Below are 25782 nucleotides of genomic sequence, written 5' to 3' on the forward strand. Positions count from 1 at the left end.
TATTAGCTTAGCCATCTATGTTAGCAAAAACTAGCGGTTAGGCCCTACCCGATGAAAGTCTTTGTCTACGGCACTCTCAAACCGGGGGAGTGCAACTACCTCCGCTACTGCGAAGGAAAAGTTGTGAATGCTTACCCCGCGATCGCCCGCGGTCAACTTTTTGCGCTGCCGATCGGCTATCCTGCGATGATGGCCGGAGATGGCACAGTCTGCGGTTTTCTCCTCTGTTTCGCAAATTCGGCTATTTTGGACGATTTAGACCGATTGGAAGACTATCATCCGCTGCGGGAACCGACACAAAACGAATATCAACGGCAGGAAATTGAAATCTTCGATCGACACCTCAAACCTTTAGGCACGGCTTGGGCTTACTTCATGTTACCCGATCGCGTCCGTTCCCTAGGAGGCATCTGGCTGCCCCACGGCAGGTGGGAAAATCGGTTTTTCACCAAATAAAGTGGTTAATGCCGATGAGCTTAGGAAATAGCCCTTGCAGTGCGATTCGGCGGCTCGAACCTGTAACCGTAACCCCGAATTGTTTTAATAAACTGCGACGCATTAGCATCAACTTGAATCATTTTCTTGCGAATCTGACCGATATGTACGCTAACAACGTTCTCTTCTCCTGTGTCGTTGCAGTTCCACCCCCAGATTTTTTCGATTAGCTGTTGGCGACTCCAAGATTGATTGGAATGACTAGCCAAAAAATACAAAATATTAAATTCCAAGGCTGTTAACTTGATAGTGCGATCGTTGAGTGTTGCTTCCCGACGCGCTGAATCGATCGCGAACTGATCGAATACAATACGTGATGAAGTGACAGGCCTCATCCGTCTCAACACAACTTCTATACGAATTGCCAACTCCGCCAAACCAAAGGGTTTGCAGATATAGTCATCAGCACCTGCAGACAGGACTTTAATTTTATCACCTTCGTCTGTGCGGCTGCTTAGCATAATCACAAAAACATTAGTACGGCGCTGCATTTCCTGGCAGAGGTGATAGCCTGTAGTATCCGGCAAATTCCAATCAAGAACGACTAGCAGTGGCTTTAATTTCTCAAACAATGTTAAAGCCGTCTCGCCATCTGCTGCCGAATCTACTTGATATTTCTGATTTAAAAAGCGATGAACTAGAGTGCGGATGGATGAGTCACTCGATTTTAGATTTTAGATTTTAGATTTTAGAATTGAAGCATTGAAGCATTGACTTGCGCGAGATAAATACGTTCGGCAAGTTTCATCGAATACAGGTTTTTTATTTCTGGACTGATGAATCCGGGGGCTTGTATCCTGGATGCTTTCGGTCATCATCCACAACGAGAATCTTGGGAGTAGTATCAGTAGTCATCACCAAAAAGTTTCTTTCTTTTGTCAATTTCAACCGGGCTATTAAAGAACAGCTTTAGTGAAGCGAAAATCCCAGGTCGTTCCAACTAATACAGACTTTTTTCTGGCAATTCTTCTTTCAACTTCGCTTGGAAGTCAAAAGGCTCTCCCCAATCCCAAATTTTTACTTCTAGGTGTTCGTTAAATACCCTTATTTCAATCTCTATCCGAGTTTCTAATGGCAGATTTTTGTGAGCGTGGCGAACAGCATTCGTAAACCCTTCAATCACAGCAAGTTTACACTGATGCAAAACGACTAGGGGAATGATTGGTAGAGGATCTAAAAAAACTGTATCAACCCACGATAAAACTTGAGCAACAGCCTTGATATCAGTATTTATGTGAAGGCTATTTTTTTTAACTTGCTGGTTAGAACTTGGCTCTGATTGCGGAAGTCGTTGCTTTTGAAACCAAAAATTAAAGCTGGTTAAAACATCTATCGCCCGCTTAAAAAAACCATCTTGAATACTGTCTTGGGATGATACTATACCAGGCTGCTGATAATATTTTACAATGAACAGACAGTTTCTGCCGTCAGAAGTGCGGGTATAACTTAGCTCATCGGCAATTTTGCCAATAATTTTTATACCTATCCCACCTGACGGAATTTCATCTATGTTATCTATCATGGTGCTATCCTTTGTCATCATTTAATGTGTACTTTTTTACCTAAAAAAGAGAGTGGCATTCGGAACGATTAAGTTTGCATGATTTATGCCTGACTTTTCGCGTAGGCCGTGCAGTTGTTGTCCTGATCATTTTCTCTTTTTTGCTCAGGTCTTGACAAACTCAGTTTGCGATCGCTAAACTGAGGGAAAACTGATATTGACAATTAGATAAGTAAATTATATAATGACAACCCTCAAAGCCTCTGAAGAGGGATTAGTAAAAATTAAGCAAGCTAGAAGAGAAAGGGGCTCGACCATAGAAGACCCCAGATGGCTAGTAGAAGCTAGTAAAACATTAGAACCCGATCGAACTTGGACAGAGGCCGGGCCTTATGCTGATGGCCTCTCCCTGCCAACTTGGAGGCGTTTTTTAGGAGGAAGAGAACCCATTAAGGCTAATGCTTTCAAGGCTTTCTGCACGGTTTTGCAGTTGAATTGGGAAGAAATTGTCGATCGTCCTCCTTTAGCCCCCTCTTACCAAGGGAGGGTTGGGGGGGTTAAAGATTTTTGCCAACAGCATATTGATTCGGTAGTGCAAGAGATACGGCAAAAATGCCACAGCAAAATTCAACAGCTTTACAGCAAAATGCAACTGTTGGATATTGCACAGCCCGTTGATGTCAGCAACCTCTACGTTGAAGTCAACATTTTGGAGGAAATTACCAGTTGGCAGCCGGGAGAAATTAGCGATTTACTGAGAGACTTCAACCCAGATGCGGATAACTTTAACCGCTTGGGATTAGGTAAAGTATGCCAGAAACGAGTACCAGGATTGGATGCCGTGAAATCTCACTCTAAACTGATGGTACTCGGCAAACCTGGTTCCGGTAAAACTACCTTTTTGAAACACATTGCCATTCAGTGCGATCGCGCAAAATTTGAAGCCAACAAAATACCGATTTTTATCCCCCTAAAAACCTTTGCTGCAATCGCTAATCTTGACTTATTAGAATATATCAGCGACGAATTTGCCAGTTGCGGAGTTGAGGCGCGATCGCAAACTGAATCTGTACTTAGTCAAGGCAGATGTTTGATTTTATTGGACGGCTTAGATGAAGTGCCAGAATCAGATAGCGATGCAGTCGTCAGACAGATTCGTCAGTTTGTCCAAAAGTATTACAACAATCAGTTTATTATTACCTGTCGAATTGCCGCGGCTAAGTACCGATTTCACGACGAAGCTTTTACCTGTGTGGAGGTAGCCGATTTTAATTGCGAGCAAATCGCTGCCTTTGCGAGCAATTGGTTTGTGGCTTTTTCCCAGAATATGGAGGCAGGGAAAGCTTTAGCATCTCAATTTGTAGAGAAGCTGAAACTGCAAAAAAATCAGCAAATCAGAGAACTGGCAGTAACGCCAATTTTGCTTAATCTGACTTGTTTAGTATTCCAAGCCAAAGCCGATTTTCCATCCAACCGAGCCAAGTTGTATGAGGAAGGAATGGAAATTATGCTCAGAAAATGGGATGAAACTAGAGGCATTCTACGGGATGAAGTTTATCGCGATTTGAATTTGTGCCGCAAGAAACATTTACTTGCTTTTGTAGCAGCTATTACTTTTGAGCGGGGCGATTATTTTTTTGAAAAAAACACAGTTCAGCAATTGATTGCCGACTATCTAGCTAATTTGTCCGATGCCACAACTGACCGCGTTCAGTTAGAAATAGATAGTGAGGTTGTCCTGAAGGCGATCGAGGCACAACATGGATTATTAGTGGAGAGGGCAAGAAGGATTTATTCGTTTTCTCATCTAACATTTCAAGAGTATTTCACTGCTAGAGAAATTGTTACCAATTCCGATCCACAAGCTTTGGAAAAACTGGTCAGCCACCTGACCGAGAAGCGTTGGCGAGAAGTTTTGTTTTTAGCAGTTGGAATGTTGCAAAAAGTTGATGACTTGTTGCTGTCAATGAAACAGCAAGTTGATGGGCTGGTCGCTGAGGAGGAGCAGTTGCAGCAGTTCCTAACATGGATCAACAAAAAATCCCTTTCTGTTGATTTTCCCTACAAACCTGCGGCAGTTAGAGCATTTTACTTGACCCTTGAATATCCCCTCCTTGACTGCGGCTTTGCCCTTTCTCTTGACCCTTATCTGAAAAAAGTTGTGGGACAAGCTTTGGAACAGGTTCTTAACCTTGCACTTGAAGGTGCTCTTGACCTTGCCCTGAATACCGTCCTTAAGGATGCACTTGAGCCTACCCTTGGTTACATCAGCCTTACCCTTGAACGTACCCTTGTCCCTAACCTTGACCTTGTTCTTGACTCCGACCTTGTACCTGCCCTTAAGCCTGAACAAAGGCAAGGGATACAAGAACTTCTGGAACAACTGCCCGATCCAAAAAGTGACAAAGAGATATTTGCAAAATGGTGGCAAGATAACGGTCAGTCTTGGGATAAGCGATTAAGACAAATGATGATTTTGTATCGCGATGTGCGCCGCGTTTGGCAATTTAGCGAACAGCAGAAGTCATTGCTGAGGAAGTATTACGATGCTAATAAATTGCTGGTATATTGCCTCAATAGCGCTTCTAATGTATCTCCTGCTGTGCGGCAGGAAATTGAGGAGACATTGCTATTACCGATCGCCAATATTCAAAAAACCAGTGACAAGTGCGATCGAGTTTAATTGATCGCCATCGCCTTCCCCTTCGCCTTTACACGGAGAGAGCCACTGGAAATGATATAATGGCTAAAAGTTATTAGAAGTAAAGCGTATGAACATTACTCTAAAACCTGACCATAATAAATTCATTGAAGCCCAAGTCAAAAGTGGCAAGTATTCTTCGGTGGATGAGGTAATTGCTGCGGCCTTGGAACTACTCGCAGACAGAAGCGATCGGCAACAGAGCGATCGTTATCAAGAATGGGTCGATGAAACTCGTCCAAAAGTAGCGGCCGGACTAGCTCAGCTTGAACGCGGCGAAGGAATTGATGGGGAGATAGTTATAGCTAGATTGCGGGAAAAATTTCGCAAAATGCGGGAAAATCAACAATGAGCCGCTACATTATTTCCCCTGAAGCCAGTCGCGATCTCAATGAAATTACCGATTACTTTGCAACGAGAAATGTAGAAGCTGGTGAACAATTTATTGAAGACTTTGATAAAAAGTGTCGTAATTTAGTTAAGTTCCCCAATATAGGGCGCAATTACGAAGAACTAGCTCCTTCTGTGCGGGGAATTCCTATCAGGGGTTACATAATTCTTTATCGGGCACTGGACAACTTAATTGAAATTGTTCGGATCGTGAGGGGAGAACGGGATTTACCTTCTCTATTTTCTGATGAGGATGAGTGCAATTGCTGGTAGATTGCCTCAATAGCGGTTGTAGTGTATCTCCTACTGTGCGGCAGGAAATTGAGGATGCATTGCTGTTGCCGATCGCAAATATCAAAAAAAATCGGTGACAAGTACGCGCGTGCGAAACTATCCCGTAGGGAATCGCCCGCTCTAATTCCACTCGCTACCTACTCCCATATTAAGATGCGATCGCCCCACAATTCGTCATTCAAAGCCAGGAAAGCGTCAAAGGATATATCCACCTTGAAAAACTGGGAAAAACGGCAAAAAGCCCCCTTTTTTAGGGAGCTTAGTAACTTCCGTTATTGCTCAAAACAGAAATCCTACTGCGGCTTTGGCAATGACTTTTGAGGGGTTGCTACACCAACTTTGGGAATATCCACGATCGGTGCATTCACCCCAAGCATCAAATCGTTAGGATTAACCATCTCCACCAGAGGCTCGTTTAAAGCCATCATCAAACCGTCAGATTCAGCAGGAACGGGCGATCGAGCAAACTGAGGAGCAAACAATTGGCGGCCGCCACCGACACCAGACACCACCGCAACCAACAAAGCTGCGATCGCACCTCCACCCAAAATCCAAGTTTGTTTCGGCTTGCGTTCCACCCGCTGCAAAACCTTCGTCGCCAACTCCTGTGCAGATTGTTCCGCAGCAGGCACCGGCATTGCCTGAAAGCTCTGCTGCATCATCAGCAGTCGCGAGTACAAACGCTTCGTAGTGGGGTCATTTGTCAGCCACTCCTCAACTTGCCGGCGTTCTGTCGCCGTCACTTCACCGTCGAGGTAGGCACTTAGCAATTCAAAGCGATCGCGCATCATAGTAGTTACATTGCCCTGGGCATAATTGTTGTTAACTTGATTTTGGGCGAGTGAATCCCCGACGCCTTGCTGATTTTGATTTTTATCGGATTCAAAGTTACCCTTCATATTTCACACTTGCTCTAATTGGGGAATCACGCACTCGCTATTAGAATGATTTACTGCTTATTTATATTTTAAAATAGAAGTTTTGATGTCACAGCAAACTTCATCAAATCTTCTTAACCCGCCTCTGAAATTACTCTTGCTAATTACCATCAAGATATTTTTGCAATTCCAACTGCAATCTTTGGCGAGCTCTAGCAATTCTCGACTTGACAGTTCCCAGAGAAACTCCGGTCATTTCGGCTATTTCCTCATAGGCTAAACCTTCTATTTCTCTCAAAACAATTGTTGTGCGGAATACTTCCGGCAAATCTGCGATCGCCACCCGCAACTGGTCGTAAAATTCTCTCGTCGTCAAATCTTCATCAGGCCCCGGACTGTCTGCCGGAATTTCCCAATCAACCTCGCCATCTTCCAGAGTACGAGGTACGTCGAGCGACAGCGGAGTTCGCACCCGTTTGCGCTTCCGCAACTCATCGTAAAACAAATTAGTGGCGATGCGGCTCAGCCAGCCCCGAAATTTAACAGGCTCTTGCAAGCGGTTAATATTGCGGTAGACCCGAATCCACACTTCCTGAGCCAAGTCTGCTCGGTCTTGCCAGTCAGGGGCCAAGTGATAGAGAACCCTGTCTACGTGGGACTGATACCGCTTCAACAGTTCTGAAAAGGCCGTGGTCTCAGGTCGATTTCCTTCCTGACACCGCAACACCAAGTCATAATTAGAGAGTTTTTCGGCTGGCAATTGCACTCTTTGAACGGTCGCCACAACCGCAGACCAGGACACGGAAATAAAGTCGCTCATCGGTGGAATTGGCTCATCGAACATTCCACACTTTTTGACGTTAGGAGATCGTAACAAGTTCCCCTCTTCTATCTCAAATCTCAAATCGATTGACTAATGCCCGACAACCTCGCACGCTCCAATACTAACCCAACTGCTAGAACCGTCGGCCCAATGTTCCTTTTTCCAAATCGGTACATTGTGTTTGAGCGTATCTATGGCGTACTGGCAAGCTGCAAAGGCCGAGTCCCGGTGGGGACAGCCAACAGCCACCAGTACGCTGATTTCGCCTACCTGCAAGTGTCCGACGCGGTGGTGAATGGCGACCCGATTGACATCGGCCCACTGGCGGCGGATTTCAGTAGCAATTTGCTGGAATACTCTCACGGCCATCGGTTCGTAGGCTTGATATTCTAGGGAAACTACAGCTTGACCGTCAGTTTGGTTGCGGACTGTACCGCTCATCATTACCACCGCTCCGTTCGCGGGGTCATCTGCCAAAGCGTATATTTCCTCTACAGACAACGGCGCTAAGGTAATGGCGAAGCTGTCTGATTCATGGCGTTGAGGAATTGTGCCGATCGAAAGTGCAGCCAAGGAGTTCATTGCGAAAGAATTGGTGCTGGAGAAGTTAATTGATCTTGACACAAATCAAGTCGCGATGGATTTGTCTTGCATTCTTGTCGGGGACATAGGGCGACTAATCTTGAGACCCATCTTGTAGCACGGGTAAGAGCTCGACTCCATCGCCCCGAACTTCTGCACCAGTGCGATCGGCTACACTATGACTGACCAGAAGCAAATTAAGATCGTGCTTGAAGACGAGCCGGATGCTTGTTCGATCGAATTAACTGCCGATATTGCTGTAGCAATTCAATAAATCAGCACCAAAATAAGTAGTGTCATTCGCAACTCAGTACAAGCAATTTCCAACCCCAATCGATAACTTCGTTCCCTTTTGAATGAAACAGTTAAGTTTAATTGAGCCCGGAGTTCCGATCCGCGTCTGCAAAATTTTGAGCAGTCGATGTAAACTTTATTTATTTTTTTGTTCCGGAAAGCTACATCAATGACATGATATACCTGTGCAGGGTTCAGGAAAATTAGCCAATACTCGGCAAAAGCAAGACCTTAACGCCATTTTGTGGCTTTTATGAAACATAAGTTAATAATTTGGGCTGTTAATTGAGGTTTTGACCTGAGTCTGCACCAATAAAGGTTAACAACAATCACGAGGAAACTATGGAAGCACTAGCATTGAGCCACTCTTTTGTTGCTTATGAATCTCCAGAGTCCGAACTCCAAGTCAAGTCGTTAGACCAACTGGGCTTGAAAATTCCTAATTCTGCATGGATAGGCGTTGCAGGTATGGCAGTAGCCCTATCTGTTCTGAGTGTCGGTGGCGAAGCCCAGGCCGCAGGTTGCTACCGCAAACACTGTGGCCATCGCGCCCATCACGGTCATCACAACTACGCCAAAGTTGTCACCAATGGGGGCCGACTGAATATCCGCAACCGCCCCAGTAGCTGTTCTCATGTAATCGGCAAGTTATATCGTGGAGACCACGTAAAATTAACCGGTCGTTACAAAAACGGCTGGGCACAAGTCAAAGGTGGCGGCTGGGTATCTGCGTCCTGGCTTTCCTAACTCTTAACTAGAGCACTTGACATTTCTAGAAAGAGTTTTAATCGTTACCCGGCCATACTGGGTAACGATTATTGTAAAGAGGCGATCGATCCTGAAAATCATGGAATATCCGAAATTCATGACCACGAATTTCAAAGGTGGTATCAAGCCCCCGGATTTATCCGTGGAATCAATCCAAAATCGAAAATCCAAAATCCTCAAGAAAGAGCATTTATCTCGCGCAAGTCAATCGAAAATCCAAAATCCAAAATCTAAAATCGATTGACTAACAACTAACAGCCTAAACTTTACCGCCGCCGATTAGATAAAGTAATGCCATCCGCACCGCCACGCCGCTGGTAACTTGCTGAGAAATCAGGCTAAACTGGGCATCGTCCATCAAATCCGAACTAATTTCCACGCCGCGGTTAACTGGGCCTGGGTGCAACACCTTCACATCGGGCTTGCAGAGTTTCAGTCGATCGCGCGTAATCCCGTACAAAGAATGGTACTCTCGTAAACTAGGCAGCAAATGGTCGCTCATCCGTTCCTTTTGCAGCCGCAAAGTCATCACAAAATCAGCATCGGCCAAAGCAGGTTCAAGCTGCCAGTGCAAAAATAACTTGCCTTCCCTACCATCGCCACACTCAGCAAACAACAGCGGTAGCAAAGTCGGCGGCCCGGCCAAATGAACCTCTGCCCCAGAAGCCGTTAAACTCCAAATATTAGACCTAGCCACCCGCGAATGCAAGATATCGCCCACCACAGCAATTTTTTTGCCCGCTAAAAGTTCCAGCCGCGGATTTTCGTTATCTAACAGAACACAAATAGTAAATAAGTCTAGCAAACCTTGCGATGGGTGTTCGTGCTGGCCGTCTCCAGCATTGAGAACGCTGACTCTTGACCCCAAGCGATCCATTTCCGAAGCAATCGTGCTGGGAACTCCAGCTTGTTCGTGCCGGATTACCATCAAATCCGTTCCCATCGCCAGATAAGTCTTAGCCGTATCCAGAATAGTCTCCCCCTTCGTTAGAGAAGAACTTCCAGGGGTAAAATTCAGCGTATCCGCTGACAGCCGCTTCGCCGCCAACTCAAAACTATTGCGAGTCCGGGTAGAAGGTTCAAAAAACAAATTCGCGACCACTTGACCCTGCAGGGCCGGCACTTTCTTCGTGCGGCGGCCGAGCACATCCCGAAAACTGGCTGCTGTTTGCAGCACCGTATCGTATTCGTCCGAGGTAAAATCAGCCAGAGTGAGAATGTGTCGCCTTGTCCAAGTCATACAATTTTAGATTTTAGATTTTAGATTTTAGATTGAATCAATCAGGACGGACGATGGGTTTGGAACTTGCTGGTACGCCCGCTGTGCTGTCGCCTTTGAATGTTCGATCGACATTTAGGGGTGGCGATCAACAGTATCCAACAATTTTCGATCGCTTTTGCGGTCAGTAGAGTTATAATCGGTTTATGTAGTTCACATCCCACTCTCACAGCGAACCCAGCGTCGAAGGTGAAACAGGTGTGGTTTACCCGCAGGAAAGCGGAAATTACGCTGTAGCAGCGAAAGCGCAGTAGTTGCAGTTTCTCCTACGCAAACTCAGCCTTTTCCAGAACAAGCCGAGCGCAGCCCTTGCATCTACTACTATGTGGAAACAATTGAGGCGGCAAACCTTCCACTGCCGATCGACAGCATACAGTGCGACATTTCACAGATGATTAATTCTTTGAAGTCGGTCTTGACTATTCAGTCTTGCTTATAGGGCCTTGTCAAAACGAACAGTGTTGAGATACAAGTTGAATATGTAGCTTCCCGACTAAAATCTACACGTATCTTGGCTAGACTGTTCTTGGCGAAACTGCGATAAAGAGTGTGCGCTGGGAAGTGGTAATTACACAAGATTTAAACAATTCAAGAGGTATTATGAGCCAGAAGGTGATACAGCCGATGGTTAAGTTCCAGCGTCAGGTGCATTCTCTCGTCACGTCTGACATTATCAAGCCCACAGACAGTATTTGGAAAATTGCTCTGCTTTACGGCGACGAATGGCCGTACTGGAAACAGCAATTGCTAGAGTTTGATTTTTCTATGCAAGACCCCGTGAGCGAATTGATAGCTGTAGAAGCTTGGGACGAAGAATAACAGAGGAGACGGAGGACTGGGGTGTCGGAGAGAAATTTTGAGGCGATCGGGTAAATTTTCTTTCATAAATTTCCGTTGCTAAATTCTTCCCTCTTCCCTCGGACCTTTGCTCTGTTCCTAATGACTAATGACTTCTGACTTCTATTAAAGGGAAGCTGCTAAAGCTCGAGCTAATTGTTGAGCAGTTTGAAAGCGATCCCCAGGCTTAGCTGCGGTGGTTCGCAAAATGGTGTCCCGCAGCTTGGGGGCGATCGTCGGAATATTATCGAGCTTAAACCCGTAACCTCCCGGTATTTTCCCGTAAAAGTTTTGAGGGCTTTGGGCCGTTAGCAAAAAAATTAAAGTAGGCCCAATAGCATATAAATCCGACTGAGGGAGAGGCTGTCCCCGGTCTTGTTCTGGTGCGGTGTAGCCTTCAACGCCGATGCGAGTGCCCGGAGGAGTGCCGATTTCTTTAACGGCACCAAAATCCAGCACTGTAATGCAATTGTCGCGGTGGCGCACCAGCAAATTAGCAGGTTTAATATCCCGATGGACGATCGGGGGTTTTTGAGAGTGAATGTAGTCCAAAACCTCACAGGTTTGGATCATCCACTCTATTGCTTGTTGGGGAGCAACAGGGCCGCGGTTGTAGATGCGTTTTTCTAAATCCTCGCCGTGGAGCATTTCCATCACCAAGTATTTTTTACCCCCTTCCACAAAAAAGTCAAAAAACTGAGGAATTCCCCGATGGTGGAGGGCCTTGAGAGTTTTAGCTTCACGTTCAAACAGTTCTTGAGCTTTGGCGATTTGAGCCATATCAGCATTCATTTCCTTGAGGACTACCAGAGAAGCGGCGGGGGAACTTCCGGGTTGTTGAGCTTTCGCTTTCTCTCGATCCCAGGCTAAAGTCGTTGTCCCCATACCGCCTTGGCCCAAAGTTCTTAGCACTTGGTAGTGGCGCACCGTGCGATCGACTTTAATCGGTTCGCCGCAGTGGATGCAGAATAAATTCCCCTGCGGGTTTCCCGCATGGGTACATCTCGGTGCCACGAGATTGACGGTGGGGTTCGCCTTAATTTTGCCGCCGAGTTCAATAGTAATCACTTGGAAATGCAGAATTGGGCCGCCCCGCGCCAACTGGATCAGGGCACCGTCGGATATCCAACCCTGAGACATGAGAATACCGTTAACCAAAGTGCCATTTGTCCCCGAATTGACTAAGTACCACTGGCTGGATCTCCCGCTATTAACTCTTTGCAGTTCCAGATGCTGCCGCGACACTAGAGCATTGGGGATCACAACGTGATTTTCAGGAGAGCGGCCGATGCGAATAATGGATTCGCTCTGGAAACTCCACTGTTGCAGGGGGGTTTGTTTTTCTGGATCTAAAAGAGTCAGCAGCATTTTCGCTTGATGTGGTTGAACTCCCTAATGTGGCAGTGAGAGTTGGCGGGAATTTACAGATTAGGGGCGTAGGGCTTTGAAAAATTAGAAATTAAAAATTAATTATGAGCTTCACACGTTAGTTTCAGGAAAACTTTATAATATCCTGATTATGATTAAAGATTTCATAAACCATGAATTTATAAATAGTTTTTGGGGAACAATTATTCATAAAATTTGTGAGGGGTCGATCGCTCCTTAAAAAACAGTCGATCGATTTAACAATTGCCACAACAAAAACTAGGTAAACAATCGCTAAACTTTTACGTAAATTTGATGTAGCAGCAGATTGTGATGTCAGCCCCACATATATATGTAGAGAAGACACTTCCCACGTTGCCCCGATAGCGATCGAGTATAAAACAGATTTTGCATCAGCCCGCCTGCAGACTAACTTCATTTTAGTTTATTTTTTTTCATTAGACTAACTATTTTTGTAAGTGAAAGCTCTTTCAACAATGATGAATCCACTTACTATCAAGCAACTTTATTCGGTAGATTTCCTGAACATAGTCTCAAAATTAAAGCTACTGATAAATGGTTGGTACTCCACAGCTTTTCTGCAATCTTATGGGTCTGCAATCAGTTTTTGAACACTCAAGCTGAAGCTGCTTTAACACCGGATACCTAGAAAACAGAGCGAGAAGTAAAGCTTTGCCCGGAAACGACAGAAGCTGTTTTTTTTCTATGCAACAATCGGAGGTTTAACCCAGGCAGTCACGGGGGAAAGCGCCACCTTTGGAAAAGTTGGCAGCATCCAAATTCTAAAATCGAAATGCGCCTACCTGCGCCCGAATGATAATTGCCGTGATATTGTCGTGACCGTTGCGTTTGTTGCCGAGTTCAATCAACTGGGCAACTCCCTGGTCGAGATCAGCTTGGGGATTGAACAGGGGTTCGAGAGTGTTCTGCCAGTGAGTTTCCAACAAATCATTATCTGTCAGGCCGTCGGAAGCCAAAATCAACAAAGTATCTTCGCACAAGTCTAAAAACTGCACCTCTGGCTTGAGAAAATTACTGTCTCGCGGGCCGATGGCTTGAGTTAGTTGATAGGCGTCGGGACGGGCATAAGCAGTTTCCGGGTCAACCCCGCGCTTAATTTCGCGCTGGCCTACTTCGTGGTCTGAGGTGATTTTTTCTAGGGTTTGTCCCTTTCTCAGTCGGTAGAGGCGGCTGTCGCCGACGTGGGCAACGGCGAATTGGGTGTCTTGAACTAAGACTGCGACTAGAGTTGTACCCATGCGGGCGCTGCCGGAGCGTCCGTCTTTTTGATTGATTTCAAAGATGGCTTTGTTGGCTAGCAGGACTCCCTCGCGGATGGTGTCTGCCGGAGGTAGTTGATTTTCCCAACGGGTTTGAAAGAATTCTCTGAGGGTTTCAGCCGCTAGTTGACTGGCTACTTCTCCGCTGTCGTGTCCGCCCATGCCGTCGCAGAGAATGTAAAGCCCTTTGGTTTGAAAAATGCGACCGAAGGAGCTTTCGAGTTTGTTTAGCTGAGTCCAGATGCTGAAGAAGTCTTCGTTGTGGTCGCGCGTGCGGCCAACATCGGTGAGGCCTGCGTCTTCTAAGCTGTAAATCTGGAGTGGCATGGGCTGGGTTAAGACCTCGCCAACTTCGGGGGGGGACTCGTCGGGGCTGCGGTAATGCCTGCGCGTCGGGGTTGAGCTTGGTGAAGGTGCGGTTTGGAGTTCGAGGGGAACTGTTTCTAGGCGCGATCGCAATTCTTCGATTGTGTTAATCTCGCCTCTGTACATTTGTTGCAGCAGTTCGAGCAATGCGCCAAACTGAGTGCGATGATCGGACTGGCTAAATATCACCTGCCACAATTGCCCCAAATCTACCAGTTGCAGGTTGGAGCCGGCCGGTTCGGGATAGAGGTATTGCAGCCGCAAAGAAGCCAAAGAAAAGGAAGAGTCGGGGTTGACTCGCAAATTTGTCAGTTCCAACAAGCTTTGCCGACAGCGCCAGGGTTCTAGGGCAGCCCACAGTTCTGTCATTTCGTGCAGCCAGTATAAAATTTGCTGGGTGGAAGTTTCGGGTTGATTCCAGCGTTCTACCAGCGGCGGCCATTGGGAACAGTCTTCTAGCAGCAGCACTGCCTGTTCGTTGTCTGACCAGCTATCGTGAATGACTGGCAGGTTTTGAGAGAATTGCCACCGGAGTGCCAGATAAGGTTCAGCTATGCCTTGGCAAAGCTCTGCTAAGGCGGGATTGGTTGAATTTTCTCCGTCTTTGATTGCTGCGGTGTAGGGGGATGTTCGTCTGGCGACGCTGGCAGAGTTGGCTGCTAGCATGGCTTTGAGCGGTGACATTTCCAGCGGCTGACAGTCCAAGACTGTTACTGCTACTGTGTCTGAGCGTTTTCTCGGCGGCACGGTTTCTAGGAGTTGGTAGCGCTGCTGAGTGTCTAAATAAGCTCCTGCTGGCTGGGAAGGGATGACATATTCTGAATTGGGGATGGGGAATTCTGGAGATGGGGGGGAGATGTCAGCTATGTTTGGGCTGTCGGGGTTCTCGGTTGCTTCCGGGATTTGTTGAGGCTGTGGTGCGGTTGTAAAATGCTGCTCAGATGGGGTTATTTCGCGCTCTGGTGCTGTAGTAGAGCTTTTTTCGGTTGTTTGAAAGGATGCTGGTACGATCGCCCCCACGGCTACCACAGGGTCAATTTCTGTGCTGCTGAATTCGCCGTCGCTTGGCTGTGGAGAAGTTGATGCGACTGCTATTGGGGGTTCGGCTGGGGTGGTTATTTCGGTTTTAATGGCGTCTGTGATTGGTTCAGGAGAGTTTTGGCGCGATGCGATTTCTGGAACCCTCTCTGGTTTTTGGGGAAACTCGGCTGGGGGTAGGGTGGACTCGTCTGCCTCGACTGCTGGAAAATTCGATCGACCGCAGATAATGGCCCGCCACACTTGACCTGTTGCGACGCCGCAATTCTGACATAATGCGGCGCTAAAAGCGACTTGGGCACCGCATTCGTGGCAAGGTTTGTAAATTAGGGAATTTCCGCATTGTTGACAAAACTTGTTTGGATTGGGATTTTCAAATTGGCAGCGGGGACAGAGAAGCATAGGGGTTTTAAATTGGAGATGGGCGATCGAGTGAAAGCGGTGGGGAGTTTTGGGTTGTGGCCTGTGAGTTAGGAGTTATGAGTTTTGGGCCTGACTCGCAACGGATAACTCTCATTGCCCTATGCCTTATTTTATCGGGATGAATTCAGAAGTAAGATATTTCTTAGAACTGAGATGTTGCATCGGTGTCAGGAATAGGCTTCTTAAGCCACATCTACAACAACCTCTCTCGCTTCAGGGCCCCAAACGCCAGCCCCACCGGCGGTAACAGCGTGCGGGCCCGACAATAAAAGTTATCTCATGAGTGGAACGGGCCGAAGAGCCCGTTCTTAACAATGGTGCAATATGTCAGTCAGAACTCATGTGTTGCACCATTCTCAATTACTTGTTTAGGAACAGGCAAGATGCCTGTTCCACAAGAAAATTCCTTCTTTGTGGAACAGGCATCTTGCCTGTTCTTGACAATAGTCCAATATCTCAGTTAGAAGAGAATTGCTGTAGAATCTTCTTGGAAAACGGTTTCTCGGGCGATCGACACAATGGTGGAAAGGGGTACTTCACAGAAATATTTCCGCCGGAATTGTTCTTCGGATACTGCTGCTAGGAATTGCGCTGCAAAACGGGCGGCGATGGGGGAATTTGGCACTGAGGATTGGATGGATTGGCTATGTAATAACTGTTGGGGGATTTGCTTTGGCGCGTCTTCCTGCTGTGCGGTTTCGGGTTGTCTGGTGATGTGGAAAGCTCGATCGCGATAATTGATTTTAAAACCGAGATATGTTAGGGTTTTGAACCCTAGTTGCAAGGATGTGTCGCTGATGCCGAGTTTCTGGCGGAGTTGCTGTCTGGTGACGGGTTTTTTGGTGCGGCTGAGGTATTTGGCGATGCCGATTAGCTGTTGGCAGATTTGCTGTGGGGGTACGAGTGGGGGTAATGTGTAGGCGATCGCGAGTTTTTTCTGAGTTTGCTGTGCTTGGCGAAACCAGATCCGCAGTTCGTCCCAGCTTGCGGGGCATTCTTTGAGGACGATCGAGTTGTCGCGATCGACCTTTTGGGAATTGTAAACTAGATTGTCGATCGGCATTGGAGATTCTAAGTTTGTGCTGGCTGCTAACAACTCTTCATCATTATTTGTATTGCGCCAGTCTACGATCCAATCTATTTTAGTTGGGGAATTGATTTGATTGTCTTCCGTGCGTTCCCGCACTGCTATGAGACGCACTTCATACCGAGATTTGTAAGTATTAAAATCGAGTTCAACGGTGACATCGCAGCGGCCTTGGGGAACTTCGTTTTGATTGTGTCCCCACCAAATGCCGGGAAATCCCGTATCGGTAGATTCATCCCTAATTGTAAATTCTGTTTTAAGATATTCTACTTTTTGCCCTTTCAAATCCTTGATTTTTTGATTCCATAGATTTTCAAACCAGCAGTTTTCAATCAGCAATTTGGGTGCGGGGTTGCCCATACCGCACGGTTCGAGCAATTTTAGTTCTTGAAATAAGTCTTTGCCTAATTCGGAGACAGTAATTTTTAGGTCGGCTTGAACTGGGGCGGCTGTTAAACTATCTGTACTGTATTGTTGTCGCAGTTGCTGATTTACCGCATCGGTAAATAGGGGGATATTTTCAACAGGGAGACTCAATCCGGCTGCAAAGGGATGACCACCAAATCTGTCCAATAAATGCGCTTGGTCTTTGACTAATTGGTAAAGGTCAATTTGATTGGCAGAACGGGCGGAACCCCTAGCTATTTTAGATTTTGGATTTTGGATTTTGGATTGGGGGAGTGTTGGTAATTCTGGGTTTAAGGAATCGATAAATTGTGTTTCCGGGGAATTTTCGTTAATTTGTTCGCTTCCTTCTGTGCTGAATAAAATCACGGGGCGGCCGTATTCTTGGGCGATTTGTCCCGCTACTAATCCTAATACTCCTACGGGCCATTGGGGGTCGCTGAGGACGATGACGCTAGTAGTTGAGAGGTCGAGTTTGGCTAGTTTGTTGGCGGCATCTTTGGCAACATCTTTTTGTAAAGATTTGCGCCGGGAGTTGGCAATTTCGGTTAAATTTGCTAGTTCTTCGCAGCGTTTTTTGTCGCGGCTGGTGAGGAGTTCTACGCAGAAGCTGGCGTCACCTTGAATGCGGCTGACGGCGTTGATTCGGGGGCCGAGGCCGAAGGAAATGTCGGTTGGGCGATCGCCCGATCTTTTGCACAGTTCGAGCAATTTTGCAACTCCTGGACGGGTGGGATTTGTGAGTTGTTTTTGCAGTTGTTCGATTCCGAGTTGTGCTAGATAGCGGCAGTCTCCTGTGAGTTGGACTAAATCGGCAATTAAGCCGATCGCTACTAATTCTAATAAATCTGCGATCGGGCGCTGCGGAATATCCGGTAATGTGTGATATAATGCTTCAATTAATTTGTAAGCTACTCCCACTCCTGAAAGGTTAAATAGTTGGTGGTTTGGGGGAAAGTAGCGGGGATTGATAATGGCTGTAGCTGGCGGGCGATCGTCCGGTAATGTATGATGGTCGGTGACAATTGTATCGATGTTTAAGCTGGTGGCATATTCGATTTCGGCGATGTTTGTACTGCCTGTATCGCAGGTGATAATTAAGCTAATTTCCGCTTTTGCTAAGGCATCTATTCCTGGGATATTGAGTCCGTGAGATTCGGTTAAGCGGTTGGGAATGTAATAAGTTAGTTGGTCATTTTGAGTAAAAAATTCTCCCAGTCCATCCCACAAAACGGAGGTTGAGGTAATGCCGTCGGCGTCGAAGTCTCCCCAAATTGCGACTTTTTCGCCGCTGTTGCGTGCTTGCTGGATTCTTTCTATTGCCCAGTTCATTTCTAGTCCGAATTCAAAGGGACTTGCTGGTTGGTAAAGTTTTGGATTTAAAAAACCGGGTATTTGTTCTGGGTTGTGAATTCCTCTATACCAGAGAAGTGCGGCGGCATAGTTTCCGGGGAGTTCTGGTGCGTGGTTCCTGACAGCTTGGATCAGCCAAGCTGGGGGTTGGGATAGGGGTTGAGTTGGCAAATTTTGAAGTATTTCTGTCATAAGTTATTTCATTAATTCCTGTAGGGGCGGGTTCACCAACAATCTTTCATTCACATCCACAATATCTATAAACCCGCCCCCACCGGGCGACTAATAGTTGCATAGTACAAGATTTGAATTAAATAAATATTTCATCGATTATAGCAAGATTTGGTAGCCAATCTGTAGGAGTTTCTGCGAGAAGATCGGGTGAGGTAATTTTTGTGTCGGTTGTGCGGTTGCAGCGAGTGGCAAATTGACAGGAATCGCAAAGATTGGAACTAATTTCTACTTGGGGTAAGAATTCGCCGCCTTCGGTATAGCGCTGTCGCCAGTCGGTTAGCTGCTGCAAGAGGTTGGTTAAATCTTGTTTTGTGCGATCGTGTTCTGTTTGGTTGTAATAAAATGTGAGTTTTTGCGGCGGTTCTTCTCCTTGCAATTGTACGAACCAATATGTCATGGAAACTTGTTCGGGGGAATAGTCGCTGGTTTCTACTAGAACATATAAATAGAGGCGAGTTTGCCAACTTTCAGCTATCCATTTTGACTTTTGAGGGCGGGGATAGGTTTTCCAGTCGAGAATTTGGGCGGCGTTTGGTTCGGCTATTAGCAAGTCATAGATAACGGTGAATAGGTAGTCTTGGAAAATTAGGGTGCGGGGGTGTTCGGCTTGGCGGAAAATTCTATCGCTATTTTCTGAATTGGCGAAAAGTTCGGGTGCGGTGTTGATAAATGCTGCCACACAGCGTCCCAGTTCGGGGTCTTGTTGGATGATGAATTCAATGGGAAGTCCGAGTTCTCGCTGCTGCATTAATAGGTGAAAGTGGCTTCCCCATGTGAGTTTTTCTTTGTGTTCTGGGGATGCGGTGGTGGCTAGGAGTTCGAGGTAGCTATGTTGGAATTTGCGGGGGCATTCTTCGAGGATTTTGAGTTGGGTTTGGGAGAGTCGGAGCATTTTTATTTAAGGATATTCATATTGTTTGTTGCTGCTGCTTGTAGTTAGAATCTTCGTCGCAGTCAATAGTACCGAACAATTCCAATACTTTCAGTTGTTTTCTCATTGCAGCTTTAACAGCAGGATGAATCAATTCTTCAGGAATTCGATTGCGCTCAATATAAGTATTTATTTCTTCTTGGTTATCCAAATAAAAGCTCAGCGCGTCAAAAATTTGAGCTAATTTCAGGTGAGGTAAGTGCATGGGGATTTCTTCAGGAGTAATACCCAAACGCCACAATTCAACGATCGCCCGAACGGAAGTCCTGGTTCCTGCGATAATTGGTTCGCTTTGCAAGATTTCAGGGTGACGTGCGACATAACGCGAAACAGATTGTAGATTCATGGCAGATTAACAGGGCAGAGATATTTTTATTATATGTTATAATTGAGGCTATAAGTGTGTAAAAAAGTAAGGGCGATCGCACTTTTCGTCAACCTATCTACAACTTCCCAACTTGTTGAGCAAACCACATCGCCGCCGTCCCATTTCCCTCACCCAAAAGTTTCAAAGTCTCCGAGAGTAAAGCAATTGGCAATCCCTCAAGAGCACCGGAAATTTCGCATTCTTGATATTTCCCGTTTTCCTGCAAGCGAAATGCCAAAACTCTCTCACCCTTAATATCTACTACCCAATACTCAGGAATTCCCAGCGCAGCATACAACCGCTTTTTTTCATCTAAATCGCTGGCCAAAGTAGTATCGGAAGTTTCTATAACTAAATCGGGGATTCGCGATTTATTCAGATTGACTCGGCGCGGTTCACCTTTTTGCCACTGGATGAATTCTCCGCCGACATATAAAATGCGATCGGGCGCACCTCCTCCCACCTTTGGCTTCTCAATTACACATCCACCCAAATCATCGAAAGCTTGTCCTCCTTTGCTGACAAACCAAAATCCAAACACCAGAGTCAAGAGGTTGTTAAATCTGGCGTGATTAATTCCTTCATTACCCATGTCTATCCAAAGATATCCTTCATAAAAAAATATTCTGGCTTCCTCCAAAGATGGATCTTCGCAAGCCGCTACATAATCTTCCCACGTCGCGGCTTGCCATTGGGGAATTTCACCCACTTGAGACACGATGAATTTTGGAGTTGTATAAGTCATGATTCAAAAGCAAATTGAGGATATTTTTATCCTAACTGAAGTTGATATTTATCTGCTGGATGCCCAGAAACCGGGTTTTTGCGAAAATACTCGTTACAGCCCGCAAAAACCGCAAAAAACCCGGTTTCTTTGATTTTGATGCGGTGTTTATCGAATTGCTGTGGGCGCCGCAATTGGTACTTCTAAGTCTGGTTGCAAGTCAAAGACTACGACAAGTGTTGCTTGAGGCATGAGTTGACGCAGACACAGCAAGTGCCCGTCAGCATCCGATCGACTGCGAAATCGCCCCACAATCGCCCGCTGCATACTGGGCATGAGTTTGGCAATCGCCCAAGGGTAAAGGCGTTTTTGGTACGCGATCGCACTAGGATTCGCTGCGAATCCCTGTTGATAACCGTTTTGTGGCATAATCGTGTTGTATTCGTAAGGAGTACACAAAAGGCGTTAGTAAGTTTCTTCGCGGGAATGTACTAACGCCTTTTCCATTAAAATTCAAGCACATATCACAAGAATTGTCAATTGTCAATTCTTAACGCTAAGTTTTAACGGTTATCCTATCTGAAGCTTTTATCGGCTATGGATTTGAGGGTTTTAGTAAGTGTTGAATTGTTTGCAAAAGTGATATATTTTTGATTGTTAACCGCAAATGAACGCGGATAAACGCGGATGAAGGAAAGATAAATTTAGTATGAGTTAAGGGGCGATCGCACTTAATCACACATCACAAAATCACTCTTTTGTTAATACAAAAACACTGTCTTTATTCCCCCGTCCAATCCGCAAATCTTTATCCAAATAAGTGACATCCAGCCATCCCTGCTGTTCGCGAGTATCCAGCCCGAAATCTACAGCAGCGAACTTTTTACCCGACTCAATCTCATTGATAAACTTCCCCGGATATTCATAGCCAATCAACCTGCTTAAACCTACTATAGACCGCTCAAACTTCACCTGCACTCGCCGTTCGGAAGTTGGCTCAAATCTTGCTGCTACACTGACAATTCCTTCCAAATAAGGCAAGCCGTAAAGTTCGCCAATGTTGTAAATTTTAGATTCTTTGACGCGGATAGATTGATAAATTTGACCCAATTTCACCAAGGGAAAACTGTCGAGATTCAGCAGTTCGCGGCTGGTGGTGTACAATAACCGCCAATCTCCATTTAAAAGCTCTGGGGCTTCGACAGGGCGAGGCGTGGGGTTGTAATCTTCCAATTGGGCGATCGCACTTAAAATCGCTTGCTTGTCGCTAGCCGTAGCCAGCAAACCGCGATTCTTACCAGCAATTATCTCTAAGAGTGCAGATTTTCTAAGCATGATTTTTTAAGAAGGAAGAACACGGATTTTGACACGAATACACGGATTAATTATCGAAGGTGAGGCAAAAGTCAGACCGCTCTTTTCTTCTGTCTCAAGCGAGAGGGAGGAAATTTTGTGTACTAGCGATATTAATCGCCGATTCCGCAGAGTATTAAGCTGTTGTGCATTTAAATAGAATGTCAAAAAACAATCTAATTCTTGTGGGGTGGGCGTCTCGCCCGCCCTGAATATGCAATTTAAATGCGTGACAGCTTAACAACTAATAACTAAGATATCAAATTTCACCAAATAAAGCAAAGTCCGATACAGGTCGGCTAATTCTTGCTCGTTTTTAACGTAGCGTCGGATAAGTTCCCCCACGCCGATCGCACCTTCCTGCTTAATTGTCTCCAATATCTCCATCTGAATGTTAACAGATGTTCTCCTATCCTCACCAAAACTGGTAAACCTAATTGTCTGTACCTGCTTGAAAAGTTCTGGTGTGGCGATCGCACCCAGACTCAGCATCATCTCATTGCTTAAACTTCTAGTCGCATAATTACCCAATACCCGAAACGGATCGTCGCCTAGGGGATAAGGCGGCTTCCCAGGTTTTAAAGGTGCTGACTCCGGTGCCGCAATGCGAATTTCTGCTAATTCCCGCCACAATTGTTCGTAAGCAGCAATTACTACTTTCCAATCATAAATTTCCCTCGCCCTTAGTCTGGCATTTTCCCCCATCCGCTTTCTCAATTCTGGGTTTTCAATTAATTCACACAACGCCAGGGTGCAAGCATCAATGTCAACTGCTGTGGCGAGGGAAGTGTGACCCATGTAAGTCGGCCAATTTAAGCTGCCGTCGAGATAATTTAGGGCTAAATCTAAACAAGATTCGGGGGGCGGGATGAGTGTGGGAATGCGGAAGCCGTCTATTTCGTGGCGTACAGATTCTTTGTATCCGTTCCAATCGGAGACTATGGCCGGGAGTCCGTTCGCCATGGCTTCTATTGGTGTCAGTCCGAAGGATTCTTGAATGTTGTCGGAAAGCGAAATGAAAATGTCGGCCGCCGACCAAATATTTATTCTAATTTCGGGCTGTCTCCCATCTAAAAAAATAGCATTCACCGAGGGACAAAATATTGGCGCGCTCTTTTTAAAGTCGGGTTCTTCTCTCGGATCTTCGATCCAACCGGCTTGAATTAAGTGGATTTTGGCTTTTGTCTGTTGTGCCGCCCGTTCTAGGGAGATGTACATGGGTACCGGATGAGCTTTTGCAGAAAAAGTCAATCTACCGACAAATAACACAACAATATCTTCGGGATAAATGCCGAGTTCTTGTCGCATTTGGTGGCGAATATTCACTGCTTCCACACCCTGCGGAAACGCGCTGCAATCGACTCCGAGGGGAATAACGGGGAATTTGACCAAAATTTCCGGTTTACCGCCGTTGCGCTGGGCTAAATATTCAGACCACTCTCTCATAACTCCTTCTACTGCTGTTTTCACGGCGGCAGATGTGCAGATCAGGGCGTCCCAAGGCTGCATGGGTGCGGTGATCAAATCGCCGATCGCCTCCATGATGTATTTTGTACCGATCGTGTGAGTAACGCCGCAAACGCTGTAGGCCCGCTGATCGACAAATCTGCGCGCCCAAACCATCTGCGACAGAACCGGATCGGGTCGGTAAATTGTGCCCGGTTGAGATAGCAAATCCGGTCGTTCCATGGGAATCCAGCGGACTTTCCGAGGTGTTTGCAGCCAAGGTTGGATGTGCGAACAAAACTCTTTAAAGGTTGTTTCGCTATCGGCGCAACAGTAGAGAGAGTCGGCGGTTCCGTGTTGGACTAAGCTTTTGAGAAACCCTTCTCCGGCTGAATGACGCCCCAGAAGTTTTTTGCCTCCGGTGTGGTAGCCCTCTTTGTTGTATAAAACCGCTGCCGTTATATCCATTCTGAGATTTATTGCTTGAGAGTTGACTGAAGAAGCCAGAGGGCATTCGGGATCAGGCTTTGATGAAAAACCAGGAGACTGTTGTGAATCAAACCCTTGCTGTTAGGGAGGCTTGCAGAACAGGATCGCCGCTTGTCCCGCGATATCTTAAAGACGATCGTCTTAGAGTACAATGCTTACGGCTAAAGAAGGATTGGCAAGAGCGGATTTTAGTGCTATCCTCATGCCCATGCTTGGGGGCGATCGCCTTTTGGGTCTCCCATCTTATCCGATCCGGAACCAAACAGTGCCTGTGGTATAATGCTTTAGCCTTGCTAAATGCCCGATTTGCAAGTGCTTGATCAAAGCAGCAGTTCGTCGGCAAAACGTTACCTCTACTCGATCGCGTCTTTGTCTTTAAAAACCGATAATCATGTACAACCCATCTCTGCGTCAAATTCCTCGCCATTTACCTGCGGATGTAATTCCATTAAAACAGCAATCTTCTCTTTTAGACTGGTTGGAATCTAACAATCGCCTGTTAGCAAGGGATGTCCAAGAACCCGACTATCTGCACGAAGAAGAAATTTCTGAACTGATGGCAGTTGACGACAGTCCTTACGATGATTTAGAAGATGAAGTAGAAGAGGATGTGAGTGTAGGCGAAGAATAACGGGTAAAAGGGTGAAGAAATCAACCGGAAACAGGGAAGAAAAACTCAGAGATTTCTCAATCTCCTGTATCGCACCCTATTCCCCCATTGTCAATTGCTTATTCTCAAATAGTGTGTGGTGAGGAGTGTTATGGATAACTTTTTGGATGAGAAAATCTCTTTTAGTCTGCCTTTCAAACTTACAGGCAAGAATTTATTCCTGCTGCTGGGTTTGGGGCTCGGCACTGTAGCGATCGGTTTAGATGTAGTAGCGGGTAGATTTTTGAATTTACCTGCATCGCTATTTATGCCGCTAGTTGTTTGTGCTGTAGTTGCGTCGGGGTTGGGCTATGCAGTGGTGCCCGTACTCCAGCAACTAAAAGCAGGACAAATAATTCGCGAAGACGGCCCCCAAGCCCATTTGAAAAAAGCGGGAACGCCGACAATGGGAGGCATCTTTTTTATACCTGCAGGGGTAGCAGTCGCTTTACTTTGGTCTAAGTTTAACTTAGATGTTGTTGCCGTATCGGCTTTAACTTTAGCTTACGGTTTCATTGGCTGGCTCGATGACTGGCAAATTCTGCGACGCAAGTCGAACAAAGGTATTTCACCTCGGATGAAATTGGCTTTGCAAATAAGTTTTGCTGCTCTATTTTGTCTGTGGCTGATGTTTCATCAACCTGCAATTTCTACGAATGTTGCTTTGCCTTTCGGTTGGGTATTGCCGTTAGGTTTGCTGTTCTGGCCGCTGGCTGGTTTTGTGCTAGTTGCCGAAAGCAATGCTACTAATCTTACCGATGGTGTTGACGGGTTGATGGGAGGTTTGGGGGCGATCGCACTTTTGGGATTGGGCGCATCTGTAGCCTCAACTTCGCCAGAATTAATGATATTTTGCGCTTGCATCAGCGGCAGTTGTTTCGGTTTCTTAGCACACAACCGCAATCCAGCCAAGGTGTTTATGGGCGATACAGGTGCTTTAGCTTTGGGCGGTGCGTTGGGTGCGGTAGCTTTATTAACAAATAGCCTTTGGATATTATTAATTATCAGCGGGATTTTCTTTATTGAAACGCTGTCAGTAATTGCTCAAGTAGGTTATTACAAAGCTACAAAAGGGCCTGATGGAATCGGCAAGCGTCTGTTAAGAATGGCTCCACTGCACCATCATTTAGAGTTGTGCGGGTGGTTGGAAACTCAGGTTGTTGGCATTTTTTATTTAACTAACGGGGCGTTAGTGTTAATGATTCTGATGTTAACTAGCAACATTTGAGAAGAGATTGCGTGACGGATTGCACAGGGGATGTAAGAGATATTTTCTACTATTTCATAGAAACAGGCAAGATGCCTGTTCCACAATAACTGAATGCAGTTGTGGAACAGGCATCTTGCCTGTTTAAGGCTCGGAAGTTATAATTTTGAGAATTGATATCCTCAGTTAATGCAATGGA

The 25782-nt window shown here is 46.0% G+C and carries 26 protein-coding genes; 11 read left to right on the forward strand and 15 right to left on the reverse strand.

Going from position 1 to position 25782, the window contains the following annotated elements; all coding sequences use genetic code 11:
* The first annotated feature begins 51 nt into the window (after window positions 1–51).
* Window positions 52–456: a gamma-glutamylcyclotransferase gene (locus QT973_RS13965; protein WP_333055320.1), complete on the forward strand. Its 405-nt coding sequence runs from the start codon at window positions 52–54 to the stop codon at window positions 454–456.
* Between the two features lie 20 nt (window positions 457–476).
* On the opposite strand, the gene QT973_RS13970 is transcribed toward QT973_RS13965, so the two are convergent.
* Together QT973_RS13970 and QT973_RS13975 are read right to left on the reverse strand one after the other, a co-directional pair.
* The gene (locus QT973_RS13970; protein ID WP_333055369.1) at window positions 477–1145 is read right to left on the reverse strand and encodes a response regulator transcription factor; all 669 of its coding nucleotides are present in this window, start codon (window positions 1143–1145) and stop codon (window positions 477–479) included.
* Window positions 1146–1435: 290 nt separating this feature from the next.
* Window positions 1436–2038, reverse strand: a complete 603-nt coding sequence (locus QT973_RS13975) for an ATP-binding protein (protein ID WP_333055321.1) — start codon at window positions 2036–2038, stop codon at window positions 1436–1438.
* Between the two features lie 202 nt (window positions 2039–2240).
* Here QT973_RS13975 and QT973_RS13980 point away from each other — a divergent pair, with 202 nt between their 5' ends.
* The 4 genes from QT973_RS13980 to QT973_RS27050 all read left to right on the forward strand — a co-directional run bounded on the left by QT973_RS13980 (window position 2241) and on the right by QT973_RS27050 (window position 5458).
* Window positions 2241–4679: an NACHT domain-containing NTPase gene (locus tag QT973_RS13980; protein ID WP_333055323.1), complete on the forward strand. Its 2439-nt coding sequence runs from the start codon at window positions 2241–2243 to the stop codon at window positions 4677–4679.
* A gap of 88 nt (window positions 4680–4767) precedes the next feature.
* Window positions 4768–5049, forward strand: coding sequence for a type II toxin-antitoxin system ParD family antitoxin (locus QT973_RS13985; protein ID WP_333055324.1), 282 nt, complete (start codon window positions 4768–4770; stop codon window positions 5047–5049).
* Complete coding sequence (locus QT973_RS13990; protein WP_333055325.1) at window positions 5046–5360, forward strand: type II toxin-antitoxin system RelE/ParE family toxin; 315 nt, start codon at window positions 5046–5048, stop codon at window positions 5358–5360. Before QT973_RS13985 ends, QT973_RS13990 begins: the two co-directional genes overlap by 4 nt.
* Complete coding sequence (locus tag QT973_RS27050; protein WP_445243033.1) at window positions 5345–5458, forward strand: NACHT C-terminal helical domain 2-containing protein; 114 nt, start codon at window positions 5345–5347, stop codon at window positions 5456–5458. Before QT973_RS13990 ends, QT973_RS27050 begins: the two co-directional genes overlap by 16 nt.
* A gap of 216 nt (window positions 5459–5674) precedes the next feature.
* On the opposite strand, the gene QT973_RS13995 is transcribed toward QT973_RS27050, so the two are convergent.
* The 3 genes from QT973_RS13995 to QT973_RS14005 all read right to left on the reverse strand — a co-directional run bounded on the left by QT973_RS13995 (window position 5675) and on the right by QT973_RS14005 (window position 7664).
* Window positions 5675–6280, reverse strand: coding sequence for a zf-HC2 domain-containing protein (locus QT973_RS13995; RefSeq protein WP_333055326.1), 606 nt, complete (start codon window positions 6278–6280; stop codon window positions 5675–5677).
* Window positions 6281–6419: 139 nt separating this feature from the next.
* Window positions 6420–7079 (reverse strand): sigma-70 family RNA polymerase sigma factor, encoded by a 660-nt coding sequence (locus tag QT973_RS14000; protein WP_041622468.1) that lies wholly within the window; start codon window positions 7077–7079, stop codon window positions 6420–6422.
* Window positions 7080–7172: 93 nt separating this feature from the next.
* Entirely contained in the window at window positions 7173–7664 is a 492-nt protein-coding gene (locus QT973_RS14005; protein WP_333055327.1) for a molybdenum cofactor biosynthesis protein MoaE, read from the reverse strand.
* A gap of 636 nt (window positions 7665–8300) precedes the next feature.
* On the opposite strand from QT973_RS14005, the gene QT973_RS14010 reads away from it, so the two are divergent.
* On the forward strand, window positions 8301–8705 hold the full coding sequence (locus QT973_RS14010) for an SH3 domain-containing protein (RefSeq protein ID WP_333055329.1): 405 nt from the start codon (window positions 8301–8303) through the stop codon (window positions 8703–8705).
* A gap of 280 nt (window positions 8706–8985) precedes the next feature.
* On the opposite strand, the gene QT973_RS14015 is transcribed toward QT973_RS14010, so the two are convergent.
* The gene (locus tag QT973_RS14015) at window positions 8986–9966 is read right to left on the reverse strand and encodes an aspartate carbamoyltransferase catalytic subunit (RefSeq protein WP_333055331.1); all 981 of its coding nucleotides are present in this window, start codon (window positions 9964–9966) and stop codon (window positions 8986–8988) included.
* Window positions 9967–9998: 32 nt separating this feature from the next.
* Here QT973_RS14015 and QT973_RS14020 point away from each other — a divergent pair, with 32 nt between their 5' ends.
* Together QT973_RS14020 and QT973_RS14025 are read left to right on the forward strand one after the other, a co-directional pair.
* Window positions 9999–10136 (forward strand): hypothetical protein, encoded by a 138-nt coding sequence (locus QT973_RS14020; protein ID WP_333055332.1) that lies wholly within the window; start codon window positions 9999–10001, stop codon window positions 10134–10136.
* A 469-nt stretch (window positions 10137–10605) separates the two neighbouring features.
* Complete coding sequence (locus QT973_RS14025) at window positions 10606–10824, forward strand: DUF4327 family protein (RefSeq protein ID WP_193973492.1); 219 nt, start codon at window positions 10606–10608, stop codon at window positions 10822–10824.
* Window positions 10825–10968: 144 nt separating this feature from the next.
* On the opposite strand, the gene QT973_RS14030 is transcribed toward QT973_RS14025, so the two are convergent.
* From QT973_RS14030 to QT973_RS14055, 6 genes are all read right to left on the reverse strand, one after another.
* Window positions 10969–12210, reverse strand: coding sequence for a protein kinase domain-containing protein (locus tag QT973_RS14030; protein WP_333055333.1), 1242 nt, complete (start codon window positions 12208–12210; stop codon window positions 10969–10971).
* Between the two features lie 803 nt (window positions 12211–13013).
* The gene (locus QT973_RS14035) at window positions 13014–15317 is read right to left on the reverse strand and encodes a serine/threonine phosphatase (RefSeq protein ID WP_333313651.1); all 2304 of its coding nucleotides are present in this window, start codon (window positions 15315–15317) and stop codon (window positions 13014–13016) included.
* 481 nt (window positions 15318–15798) lie between these two features.
* Window positions 15799–18375 carry a DHH family phosphoesterase gene (locus QT973_RS14040; RefSeq protein WP_333391548.1) on the reverse strand — a complete coding sequence of 859 codons (2577 nt, stop codon included), beginning with the start codon at window positions 18373–18375 and terminating at the stop codon, window positions 15799–15801.
* A gap of 118 nt (window positions 18376–18493) precedes the next feature.
* On the reverse strand, window positions 18494–19309 hold the full coding sequence (locus QT973_RS14045; protein ID WP_333055337.1) for a PD-(D/E)XK nuclease family protein: 816 nt from the start codon (window positions 19307–19309) through the stop codon (window positions 18494–18496).
* Window positions 19310–19325: 16 nt separating this feature from the next.
* Window positions 19326–19694: a DUF433 domain-containing protein gene (locus tag QT973_RS14050; protein ID WP_445243032.1), complete on the reverse strand. Its 369-nt coding sequence runs from the start codon at window positions 19692–19694 to the stop codon at window positions 19326–19328.
* Between the two features lie 97 nt (window positions 19695–19791).
* Complete coding sequence (locus QT973_RS14055) at window positions 19792–20460, reverse strand: Uma2 family endonuclease (RefSeq protein ID WP_333233680.1); 669 nt, start codon at window positions 20458–20460, stop codon at window positions 19792–19794.
* Between QT973_RS14055 and QT973_RS14060 the strand changes: the two genes are divergently transcribed.
* Entirely contained in the window at window positions 20459–20593 is a 135-nt protein-coding gene (locus QT973_RS14060; RefSeq protein ID WP_333055341.1) for a hypothetical protein, read from the forward strand. The two genes, QT973_RS14055 and QT973_RS14060, sit on opposite strands and share 2 nt — an antisense overlap.
* A gap of 14 nt (window positions 20594–20607) precedes the next feature.
* On the opposite strand, the gene QT973_RS14065 is transcribed toward QT973_RS14060, so the two are convergent.
* From QT973_RS14065 to QT973_RS14075, 3 genes are all read right to left on the reverse strand, one after another.
* A complete protein-coding gene (locus QT973_RS14065; protein WP_333055342.1) occupies window positions 20608–20868 on the reverse strand; it encodes a hypothetical protein in 261 nt (86 codons plus the stop codon).
* Window positions 20869–21189: 321 nt separating this feature from the next.
* Window positions 21190–21774: a PAP/fibrillin family protein gene (locus tag QT973_RS14070; protein WP_333391550.1), complete on the reverse strand. Its 585-nt coding sequence runs from the start codon at window positions 21772–21774 to the stop codon at window positions 21190–21192.
* A gap of 255 nt (window positions 21775–22029) precedes the next feature.
* Complete coding sequence (locus QT973_RS14075; protein WP_333391552.1) at window positions 22030–23706, reverse strand: glycosyltransferase family 4 protein; 1677 nt, start codon at window positions 23704–23706, stop codon at window positions 22030–22032.
* Between the two features lie 412 nt (window positions 23707–24118).
* Between QT973_RS14075 and QT973_RS14080 the strand changes: the two genes are divergently transcribed.
* Both QT973_RS14080 and mraY read left to right on the forward strand, forming a co-directional pair.
* Window positions 24119–24358 (forward strand): DUF3134 domain-containing protein, encoded by a 240-nt coding sequence (locus tag QT973_RS14080; protein WP_190659900.1) that lies wholly within the window; start codon window positions 24119–24121, stop codon window positions 24356–24358.
* Window positions 24359–24488: 130 nt separating this feature from the next.
* Complete coding sequence (gene mraY, locus QT973_RS14085; protein ID WP_333055345.1) at window positions 24489–25604, forward strand: phospho-N-acetylmuramoyl-pentapeptide-transferase; 1116 nt, start codon at window positions 24489–24491, stop codon at window positions 25602–25604.
* Window positions 25605–25782 lie beyond the last annotated feature (178 nt).

Origin of the sequence: Microcoleus sp. Z1_A1 (assembly GCF_036700305.1) — a bacterium.
Taxonomy (GTDB): domain Bacteria; phylum Cyanobacteriota; class Cyanobacteriia; order Cyanobacteriales; family Microcoleaceae; genus Microcoleus.

What these genes read in the sequence shown, in the direction of transcription:
- QT973_RS13990 (WP_333055325.1), top strand. Translation starts at nt 5,046, where the DNA reads ATGAGCCGCTACATTATTTCCCCTGAAGCCAGTCGCGATCTCAATGAA.
- QT973_RS13980 (WP_333055323.1), top strand. Translation starts at nt 2,241, where the DNA reads ATGACAACCCTCAAAGCCTCTGAAGAGGGATTAGTAAAAATTAAGCAA.
- mraY (WP_333055345.1), top strand. Translation starts at nt 24,489, where the DNA reads ATGGATAACTTTTTGGATGAGAAAATCTCTTTTAGTCTGCCTTTCAAA.
- QT973_RS13965 (WP_333055320.1), top strand. Translation starts at nt 52, where the DNA reads ATGAAAGTCTTTGTCTACGGCACTCTCAAACCGGGGGAGTGCAACTAC.
- QT973_RS13995 (WP_333055326.1), bottom strand. Translation starts at nt 6,280, where the DNA reads ATGAAGGGTAACTTTGAATCCGATAAAAATCAAAATCAGCAAGGCGTC.
- QT973_RS14080 (WP_190659900.1), top strand. Translation starts at nt 24,119, where the DNA reads ATGTACAACCCATCTCTGCGTCAAATTCCTCGCCATTTACCTGCGGAT.
- QT973_RS14065 (WP_333055342.1), bottom strand. Translation starts at nt 20,868, where the DNA reads ATGCCACAAAACGGTTATCAACAGGGATTCGCAGCGAATCCTAGTGCG.
- QT973_RS14070 (WP_333391550.1), bottom strand. Translation starts at nt 21,774, where the DNA reads ATGCTTAGAAAATCTGCACTCTTAGAGATAATTGCTGGTAAGAATCGC.
- QT973_RS14025 (WP_193973492.1), top strand. Translation starts at nt 10,606, where the DNA reads ATGAGCCAGAAGGTGATACAGCCGATGGTTAAGTTCCAGCGTCAGGTG.
- QT973_RS14050 (WP_445243032.1), bottom strand. Translation starts at nt 19,694, where the DNA reads ATGAATCTACAATCTGTTTCGCGTTATGTCGCACGTCACCCTGAAATC.
- QT973_RS14010 (WP_333055329.1), top strand. Translation starts at nt 8,301, where the DNA reads ATGGAAGCACTAGCATTGAGCCACTCTTTTGTTGCTTATGAATCTCCA.
- QT973_RS14000 (WP_041622468.1), bottom strand. Translation starts at nt 7,079, where the DNA reads ATGAGCGACTTTATTTCCGTGTCCTGGTCTGCGGTTGTGGCGACCGTT.
- QT973_RS13985 (WP_333055324.1), top strand. Translation starts at nt 4,768, where the DNA reads ATGAACATTACTCTAAAACCTGACCATAATAAATTCATTGAAGCCCAA.
- QT973_RS14075 (WP_333391552.1), bottom strand. Translation starts at nt 23,706, where the DNA reads ATGGATATAACGGCAGCGGTTTTATACAACAAAGAGGGCTACCACACC.
- QT973_RS14060 (WP_333055341.1), top strand. Translation starts at nt 20,459, where the DNA reads ATGATTCAAAAGCAAATTGAGGATATTTTTATCCTAACTGAAGTTGAT.
- QT973_RS14030 (WP_333055333.1), bottom strand. Translation starts at nt 12,210, where the DNA reads ATGCTGCTGACTCTTTTAGATCCAGAAAAACAAACCCCCCTGCAACAG.
- QT973_RS14005 (WP_333055327.1), bottom strand. Translation starts at nt 7,664, where the DNA reads ATGAACTCCTTGGCTGCACTTTCGATCGGCACAATTCCTCAACGCCAT.
- QT973_RS13975 (WP_333055321.1), bottom strand. Translation starts at nt 2,038, where the DNA reads ATGATGACAAAGGATAGCACCATGATAGATAACATAGATGAAATTCCG.
- QT973_RS14055 (WP_333233680.1), bottom strand. Translation starts at nt 20,460, where the DNA reads ATGACTTATACAACTCCAAAATTCATCGTGTCTCAAGTGGGTGAAATT.
- QT973_RS14045 (WP_333055337.1), bottom strand. Translation starts at nt 19,309, where the DNA reads ATGCTCCGACTCTCCCAAACCCAACTCAAAATCCTCGAAGAATGCCCC.
- QT973_RS14015 (WP_333055331.1), bottom strand. Translation starts at nt 9,966, where the DNA reads ATGACTTGGACAAGGCGACACATTCTCACTCTGGCTGATTTTACCTCG.
- QT973_RS14035 (WP_333313651.1), bottom strand. Translation starts at nt 15,317, where the DNA reads ATGCTTCTCTGTCCCCGCTGCCAATTTGAAAATCCCAATCCAAACAAG.
- QT973_RS14040 (WP_333391548.1), bottom strand. Translation starts at nt 18,375, where the DNA reads ATGACAGAAATACTTCAAAATTTGCCAACTCAACCCCTATCCCAACCC.